This window comes from Heyndrickxia coagulans DSM 1 = ATCC 7050 (genome assembly GCF_000290615.1).
Lineage (GTDB): Bacteria > Bacillota > Bacilli > Bacillales > Bacillaceae_C > Weizmannia > Weizmannia coagulans.
Genome location: NZ_ALAS01000217.1, coordinates 1 through 6453, shown reverse-complemented (window position 1 = coordinate 6453; position 6453 = coordinate 1). Strand labels below are relative to the sequence as shown.

Below are 6453 nucleotides of genomic sequence, written 5' to 3'. Positions count from 1 at the left end.
AAAAAATAGATGGAAAAATTTTCTAAATGTGGATAAGTCATTTTATCATAAAACATCTAAAAATTGATGAATTTACTCTTCAGAACTGATTCACGGTCAATCGATATTAAATTCACGTATAAATTATAATATAATCGAAAGGATGTTAGAAAATGGATCATATATGGCAAATCGTAAATGTTTTGGCTTTGTTAATTATTATCGTTCTCATTGTGAGAGTGCTAATAAAGTTAAACAAAATGAATTAATTCAAGAGCCTATTTTTACGCTCTTTTTCATGTCATAAATGTTGAGAGAGATTCTCGACGAATTTTTCTTGGTTTTTAAGTGATATAAATTGAACACAACATTGTCGTTCTGCTGCCTGTTGCAACATAAAGTCATCATGCAATTTGGTGCTTAAGCTTGATATAAAGCTTAAGTTCATTTTATATAGTACCTTTCTTATATCAAACGGCAACGCAGACCCCAGGATGAACATTCAAACAAGAACGCCGGCTAATTACCGAGTTTCATTAGGCCGACGGGAAAGAAAGTCCGAGAAGCGGGAGAGGAAACGCCTAAACATGACTCAAGCCTTCAAAAAAAAACAGACCGGAATGCCAATGGAATTTTTACAAACAGGATAGAAATAACAGGATGCTATTTTTTATTTGACAGCTCTCCATACTCTGTTATAACGAAATCAAATGGTACCGGTTTCATTTTAAAGATGGATGGTAAACAACATGAGGGGAAAAGAAGCGAAAGTTACGATTTACGATGTAGCTAAGAAGGCCGGCGTGTCGAAATCGACCGTTTCAAGATATTTAGGCGGCCGGTTTCATGAATTGTCACCGAAAACCCGGCAAAAAATCAAGCAGGTGATCGATGAACTTCAATACCGCCCGAATAATTTGGCGAGAGGGCTGAAAAATAGCCGCAGCTACTTGATTTGCGCGCTGGTTGCCGATATTACCAACCCGTATACAACTGAACAGCCGACTTATCAAATTGGCAAAACAGTAATGGAGCTTATTTTAAAACGGCTGGCGGACAACGAATCGCCGGCCCAGACGATCTCTTACCAGACGCGTTTGATTGAAAGGGGATCTGCCCCGGGGAGATGACTTCCCCCTAAGGAAAAGTGAGACCGGCTTCACCAAAAAAGAAGCGACGATACAGGCTGAAACCCTGCGGGATAGCTTGAAAAGATGCCAACATGGGATTGGCCAGAAAAGAAGTGGCAGCTTTCCCCTGTAATGGTATCGGTCCCATTAAAAGAAAAAGAGAGCTCCCGGAAAGAAGCATCCAAAACGGAAAAAACGATAGATACAGTAAAAGAAAAAATCCAAAAAACATCTTAACATCGCACGCTCTAAAGCTAAAAAATACAGGTCCGGCACGAAAAAATGGTACCGGTCCCAATCCATAAACGAAATCTGGTTCCAACAAATAAGAAAAGAGGAAACACCAATGGCCAATGGCCCATTTATTTGTCACCATGAATGCATTTCAGGATACTGCCATTTTTTCTTACCCGGTGTTATTCGCCGCCATCCGCGAGGCCAGATGTGACGGGGTGGAAATCCGGCGGGAGCTGCGCTCATTGTTGGTTCGGCAATCAGCAAGGCAAGTGACCCTTTGCTTGCGGCAAGAAAGATAAAAGAAACTTGGGAGGCATTGAAATGAATGGGGAAATAGAAGTCATTTTAAATGAAATTCAAACGGTATTTTCAAAAATAGACGGGGAACAAGTGGAAAAGCTTGCGGATATGCTTGCCTCTCCGAAAAGCATTTTCGTATTGGGCGAGGGGCGTTCAGGGCTGATGGCCAAGTCTTTTGCGATGCGGCTCATGCATCTTGGTTTCCATGTGTTTGTCGTCGGCGAGACGATCACCCCTTCCATTCAGCCGGGAGATTTATTGATTGCCGTCTCTGGTTCCGGCACGACTTCCAATGTTGTGCAAGCGGCGGAAAAAGCGAAAAAGAATGGGGTATCTGTTGTGGGCGTGACTTCTGATCCGTCTTCGAGGCTTGCGGAAACTTCGGATAGCGTGGTCCATATTCCGTCTGCCACGAAATACCGGAGGCCGGGAGAAATTGAAAGCAGGCAGCCGCTTAGCTCATTGTTCGACCAGTCCGTCCATCTGTTTTTTGACGCGGTTTGCCTGAAAATTGCCGGACAGCAGAAATCGGGGGATGAAGCGGCGTTGAGCCGGCACAGCAATCTGGAATAAGAGATGGAAGAGCGCAAATGCGAACGGGCCCGAGCAAGCAACGGGATTTGGCTATCCGGTTTCTGAATAAGGCAAAATGGTAATGAAACACAGGAAAAAACAGCAGGTATGGCTTTTCCTTATCCCGCTGGATACGGGGCCGGATCCGGACCATTCCGTTTGCGGATCGGCTTGCTGTATCGTTGAAAGGATATACCGCGGACGAACAATCGATCCGCGGTTTTCCATTTTTTTATCCTGCACATTTACGCCGGCTGATTTCATCCTTTTTCCCGGCGTTATTTATTTGCTGTAATAGGTGCCGGTTGATCTTTATTCCTTCGCTGGCGCCGCATTCAATGCAGCACGGGCGCCGGTATCACTCACTCTTCTTCCCGCATTTGCAGCGCCCGGTTGGCGTTCCGGACATCGTTGTTCAGCAACTGGCTTAAGTTGTAGGCCGGGTACATGCCATGTTCATGCATATAGTTGAATACGCGCGCATGCCAGTCGATCGCGCTGTTTAAATGGCGTACAAGCACGGTGCGCAATGCTGGCGTGGCTGTTTCCGTGATCGCAGCGGCATAATTTCTTACAGCTGTTTTAGAAGCGGTCAGCAGTTCACCGGCCTGAAATCCGGGGTTGGTTTGCCGCTCCTCATTTTCTTCTGTTTCCTCTTCCCGCGGCGCCTGCGGATAAAACTGCAGGAGGTCGCGGATATTTTTTTCAAGTGCCCGGATCGAAAACGTATACAGTTCCCGGAGTCCTGCATCGGACACATTTCTCACGACGGATTTAAACTGGATCAAACAAATCGTCTGGGATGCAACCAGCTCATGAATTTCCAAAGTTTCATGCCAAGCTAACGTTCTTGCCACAATATTCCCTCCTTTTTCTTTCACACGTTTCCATTTGTATGCAAACGGTCCGTGCATGTGCCTGTTTGGCCGGAAACCGAAATATTTTTACATTTCTTTTTGATTTGTTATGATAAAAAATGAAATCTGAAGAGAGAGGCGGAGGTAAGATGGAAAAACAAAGAAGGCTCGGCAAATCGGATTTGTATGTCAACCCGGTCGGCCTCGGAACAAACGCGGTCGGCGGGCATAATATCCACCCGAATCTCAACGATGAAACCGGGAAAGAAGTGGTGCGCACGGCCATTGACCATGGCATCAATTTTCTTGATACAGCGTTTATTTACGGGCCGGAACGTTCGGAAGAGCTGATCGGCGAGGTGCTGAAAGAGCACGGCGGCCGTGACAAGGTCGTCCTCGCCACAAAAGGTGCGCATAAATTTGTCGATGGAAAAGTGGTGTTCGACAACTCCCCTGCATTTTTAAAAGAAGCGGTCGAAAGCAGCCTGAAACGCCTGAAAACCGATTATATTGATTTGTTTTATATCCATTTTCCGGATGACCGCACCCCGAAAGACGAAGCGGTCGGCGCCTTGAAAGAACTGAAAGATGAAGGAAAAATCCGTGCAATCGGCGTTTCTAATTTTTCCATTGAACAACTGAAAGAGGCAAACGAAGACGGGTATGTCGATGTGCTGCAGTCGGAGTACAATTTATTCAAGCGCGGGGCTGAAAAAGATTTGCTTCCGTACACAGCGGAAAACAGCATTTCGTTTATTCCGTACTTTCCGCTTGCATCCGGGCTTCTCGCCGGCAAATATACAAAAGATACCAAATTTGAAGGCGGGCGTGCGAAAAATCCGCTCTACCAGGGCGAAACCTATCTCCGCAATTTGGAAAAGGTTGACAAGCTCCGCCCGATTGCGAAAGAAAAAGGCGTGGATGTCGCGCATGTTGTGCTCGCCTGGTATCTCGCCCAGCCTTCCATTGATGCTGTCATTCCGGGTGCCAAACGGCCGGAACAGGTGATTGACAATCTGAAAACATTGGAAGTCAGCCTGACGGAAGCAGACGTGCAAAAGATCAGCGCCATCTTTCAATAATGTATTTCCACGGTGGAAAAATGTTTTTTGTTGATTGACGTATTTTCCTGTCTTATACTTAAACTAGTATGGCTAAAGGAGTTGGGAAAATGGGTGTGATGGATCTGATCAAATCGCGCCGTTCCATCGGTGTGACAGACAATAAAGAGGTGCCCGATGATGTCATTAGAACGTTGCTCGAAGCTGCCACATGGGCGCCAAACCATAAGAAAACAGAACCGTGGAAATTCCGCGTGTTTAAAGGGGAAGGGCGCGCCAAACTCGGAGAGGAAATGGCCAGGATTGCAGCCGGGAAAGCGGAAGGCCTGAGTGAAGAAGAAGCGGCGAAAAAGATTGAAAAAGCGCGCAAAGGGCCGCTACGGGCGCCGGTGGTGATCGCGGTTGCTGTCAGCCCCTCCGGCATTGTTCCGGAAATTGAGGAAATCGTTGCGACTGGTTGTGCGATCCAAAATTTGCTGCTTACGGCAACCGAGCTCGGTTTGGCTACAATCGTGAGGACCGGTGACATCGCGCATGAACCCGAATTGAAAAACTACCTGAACCTCGAACCGAAAGATAAAATTGCTGGGCTCATCTATGTTGGCTATCCGAAAAAGGAATTGGACATCAAAGCGCAACGAACCCCAGCAGAAGAAAAAACGCAATGGTTTGCTTAAACCCAAGCTTACCGGCTCTTATCATGGGCCGGTCTGCTTCTGCATGTTAAATTTTCTCAAAAATGGGAAGTTTCAGCCCGACGTTTTTGAAAGCGCACAATAAAGGCTGCCTTGCAAAACCCTGACACGACCGCAGAGGCGTTTGCACATACGGTTTGTTTTTTTGCCGGCAGCAAATAAGAAGATTGTGATATAATCAAATTTATACATAGATAAGGAGTTGATCGGTATGGATCAAAGCCCGAATGGACAAGAACTGAGTCGCGGGCTGAAAAACCGCCATATTCAATTGATTGCGATCGGGGGCGCAATCGGGACGGGGCTTTTCCTCGGTTCCGGCAAATCGATTCACTTTGCCGGCCCGTCTATTATGCTCGTATACTTCGTAATCGGCTTAGCTCTTTTCTTTATGATGCGGGCACTCGGTGAACTGCTGATGTACAAGCCGATTACCGGATCGTTTACCCATTTTGCCGAAACATTTATCGGACCGTGGGCAGGCTTTATTACCGGCTGGACCTATTGGTTTTGCTGGATTGTAACCGGCATTGCCGAAATTACCGCAGTCGGCATGTATGTTCAATTTTGGGTACCCGAATTGCCGCAGTGGATTCCCGCTTTGATTTGCGTCGCTGTTCTGTTTCTCATCAATATTGCGACAGTCAAAGCATTCGGGGAAATGGAATTTTGGTTCGCTATCATTAAAGTTGTGACCATTATTGCGCTCATTATTATCGGCATTCTCCTCGTGTTCGCCGGTTTTCAAAGCCATGGGGCACATGCCTCTTTTACGAACCTGTGGCAGCACGGCGGCTTTTTCCCGAATGGTTCTAAAGGGTTTCTGCTGGCGTTTGAAATGGCCGTCTTTTCATTTGTCGGGATTGAACTGGTCGGCGTAACAGCCGGGGAAGCAGAGGATCCATCAAAGACGCTGCCAAAAGCGATCAACCAGATTCCGCTGCGGATTTTACTGTTTTATGTCGGCGCTTTGTTTGTCATCATGTCGATTTATCCTTGGAACCGGCTGAATCCGGACGCGAGCCCGTTTGTCCGGGTATTTGCCGATATCGGTCTTCCGGCTGCGGCAGGCATCATCAATTTTGTGGTGCTCACTTCGGCGGCTTCCTCGTGCAACAGCGGCATTTTCAGTACAAGCCGTATGCTGTATTCTCTTGCGGAAGACGGAAAAGCGCCGAAAATGTTTAAAAAGTTAAACAAGCGGAATGTCCCGGCACCTGCTCTGCTTGGTTCAACGATCATGCTGTTAATCGGCGTCGTGCTGAATTATTTTATGAAGAGCACACAAGTCTTTACGCTTGTCACAAGCATTTCGTCCATCTGTTTTGTTTGGGTATGGGGCGTCATTATGGTTGCCCACTTGCGTTTCCGGAAAAATATGCCGGAAGAAGCGGCCAAAATCTCTTTTAAATTGCCGTTTGCCCCGGTCATCAACTGGATTGTACTCTTGTTCTTTGTCTTTGTCCTCGTTGTTCTCGGGATTGCAAAAGATACGCGTGTTGCCTTATTTGTGACACCGGTATGGTTCATCCTATAATGGACCCATAAAACTAGACACAAAATGAGGAGCTGTTAAAGTAGGTTTATGAGAAAAAGTTATACGCCTGAATTTAAAACTCAA

General features: G+C 46.5%; 7 protein-coding genes. 5 read left to right on the top strand and 2 right to left on the bottom strand.

What is annotated here, in order from left to right; genetic code table 11:
- Positions 1 to 728: 728 nt before the first annotated feature.
- Positions 729 to 1109, top strand: coding sequence for a LacI family DNA-binding transcriptional regulator (locus IC21_RS12035; RefSeq protein WP_029142191.1), 381 nt, complete (start codon positions 729 to 731; stop codon positions 1107 to 1109).
- A gap of 7 nt (positions 1110 to 1116) precedes the next feature.
- On the opposite strand, the gene IC21_RS16905 is transcribed toward IC21_RS12035, so the two are convergent.
- Positions 1117 to 1485 (bottom strand): hypothetical protein, encoded by a 369-nt coding sequence (locus IC21_RS16905; RefSeq protein WP_162096689.1) that lies wholly within the window; start codon positions 1483 to 1485, stop codon positions 1117 to 1119.
- 182 nt (positions 1486 to 1667) lie between these two features.
- Here IC21_RS16905 and hxlB point away from each other — a divergent pair, with 182 nt between their 5' ends.
- Complete coding sequence (gene hxlB / locus IC21_RS12025; protein ID WP_029142189.1) at positions 1668 to 2219, top strand: 6-phospho-3-hexuloisomerase; 552 nt, start codon at positions 1668 to 1670, stop codon at positions 2217 to 2219.
- Between the two features lie 362 nt (positions 2220 to 2581).
- On the opposite strand, the gene IC21_RS12015 is transcribed toward hxlB, so the two are convergent.
- A complete protein-coding gene (locus tag IC21_RS12015) occupies positions 2582 to 3133 on the bottom strand; it encodes a spore coat protein (protein ID WP_080588432.1) in 552 nt (183 codons plus the stop codon).
- Between the two features lie 92 nt (positions 3134 to 3225).
- On the opposite strand from IC21_RS12015, the gene IC21_RS12010 reads away from it, so the two are divergent.
- From IC21_RS12010 to IC21_RS12000, 3 genes are all read left to right on the top strand, one after another.
- Positions 3226 to 4158, top strand: coding sequence for an aldo/keto reductase (locus tag IC21_RS12010; RefSeq protein WP_029142186.1), 933 nt, complete (start codon positions 3226 to 3228; stop codon positions 4156 to 4158).
- A gap of 89 nt (positions 4159 to 4247) precedes the next feature.
- A complete protein-coding gene (locus IC21_RS12005; RefSeq protein ID WP_029142185.1) occupies positions 4248 to 4814 on the top strand; it encodes a nitroreductase family protein in 567 nt (188 codons plus the stop codon).
- Between the two features lie 229 nt (positions 4815 to 5043).
- Positions 5044 to 6369, top strand: coding sequence for an amino acid permease (locus tag IC21_RS12000; protein ID WP_035180911.1), 1326 nt, complete (start codon positions 5044 to 5046; stop codon positions 6367 to 6369).
- Positions 6370 to 6453: the final 84 nt, after the last annotated feature.